The sequence below is a fragment of the Streptomyces sp. NPDC001880 genome, assembly GCF_053594575.1.
Map to the genome: position 1 here is coordinate 1 of NZ_JBSFET010000268.1, position 1,690 is coordinate 1,690.

At 70.3% G+C, this 1,690-nt stretch carries 1 protein-coding gene; it reads right to left on the reverse strand.

Annotated features, from left to right (window positions below; translation table 11 throughout):
* Window positions 1-195 precede the first annotated feature (195 nt).
* On the reverse strand, window positions 196-1,419 hold the full coding sequence (locus ACWCQ6_RS37150; RefSeq protein WP_451096909.1) for an IS110 family transposase: 1,224 nt from the start codon (window positions 1,417-1,419) through the stop codon (window positions 196-198).
* Window positions 1,420-1,690: the final 271 nt, after the last annotated feature.

The following is a 1,690-nucleotide window of genomic DNA, read 5'->3' on the forward strand; positions in this document are numbered from 1 at the left end:
GGGGGGTGCCCCTATCTGTTTCGTCAACCCCGGCGGGGGCGGTCTATGGGGGTTGGGCATGGTTTTCGGGAACGTCCCGCGAAGCGGGACGTTCCCGGCGGATCGGGTGTCTGATGGGTAGCCCGGTGGCCGGCAGGGCGGGGTGGCCGTGCCGGTGCGCGGGCGTGGTGGGACCTGGAGGGCAGGAGCGGTGGATCAGGCGGCGAGACCGATGTCGTCGGGGAGGCGCGGTTCGTAGAGGGCGCCGGTGCGGATCATTGCGTGGATGACGTTCACGCGTTGCCGGGCCAGGCGGAGGATCGCCTGGGTGTGGGTCTTGCCGCGGGCCCGCTGACGGTCGTAGTAGATCCGGGAGGACGGGTCGGCTTTGGAGCCGATCGCGGCGAATGCGGCCTGGAACAGTGCGCGTTTGAGGAGCCGATTGCCGCGGTGGGGCGCGTGTTCGCCGCGGATCGAGGTGCCCGAGGACTTCGTGGCCGGGGCAAGTCCGGCGTAGGAGGCGAGGTGTCCGGCAGTGGGGAAGCCGGTGCCGTCACCGATCGCGACGATCACCGCGGCTGTGGTCCTGACGCCCAGGCCGGGCAGGGACGTCAGGAGGTGGAAAAGAGGGAGGGCCTCCAGCAGGGCGGCGATCTCCTGCTCGGTGGCCTGGCGCTGGGCGTGGGCGGCGGCGAGCTGGGCGGCCAGGCCAGGCACGATCAGCGCGGACGCCTCGGTGCCGGGAACGACGAGAGTCTGCTCGGCGAGCGCGTCGAAGATCTCCCCGCTCAGGTGGTGGGCCTTGCGCGAGCCGTGTGCCTTGAGCAGGGCCTCGCAGCGGGCCCGGCCGAGCCTTCTCAGTCTGGCCGGGGAACCGTGCCGGGACAGGAGGGTCTGGACGTAGGGGTAGGCCAGGCGCGGGCCGAGCACACGCTCGAGGGAGGGGTGGATCTGGGAGAGCAGGCCGCGCAGCCGGTTGGTGGTGCGGTTGACCTCGCCGGCCAGGTCGTTGTCGTAGCCGGTGAGCATGGTCAGTTCGGCCAGCGTCTCGTCGTCACGGTCCACCGCGCGCAGGGTGTGCGGCATGGACCGGGCGGTTTCGGCGATCACGAACGCGTCGCGGGCGTCGGTCTTGGCCTCACCCGGGTGCAGGTCGGCGGCCCGTCGCATCGACAGTCCGGGCAGGTAAGCGACCCGGCAGCCCGCCGCGCGGGCCACCGTCAGCGGCAGTGCGCCGATGTTGGCGACCTGGTCCACGACCACAAGGACGGTGCCGAACTTCGCCACCAGCCTGGTGAACAGCTCCATCAGTCTTGGTTCGGTGTTGGGCAGCCGCTTGTCGTGCACGGTTCTGCCGTCCCTGGTCCGGCCGTGGGCATGGTGGAATTCTTTGCCCAGGTCCAGGCCGAGGAAGAGATCTATCGCGGTCGTGTCGACCATGTGCGCGTGCCCCTCGCCTCTCGTCTCCTCAACTCCCGGCCGTCCCTGCGGCACCACACGCCGGCAACCACGTTACGCAGACATCCCCACCCGCAAAGCGGTCCGGCATTGCACCGGACCAGGCGGTCGTCAGGCCCCTCATCAGCGGTCAAGCAGTGCCCCGAAGCCCGGCGGCAACACCCCCCAGGTCATCGACTTCGACAGGGGGCACACAGCCATACCGGACCCGGAGGCCAGGCGCCCCATTGCGGGGCACGAAAAAGGTAACGGG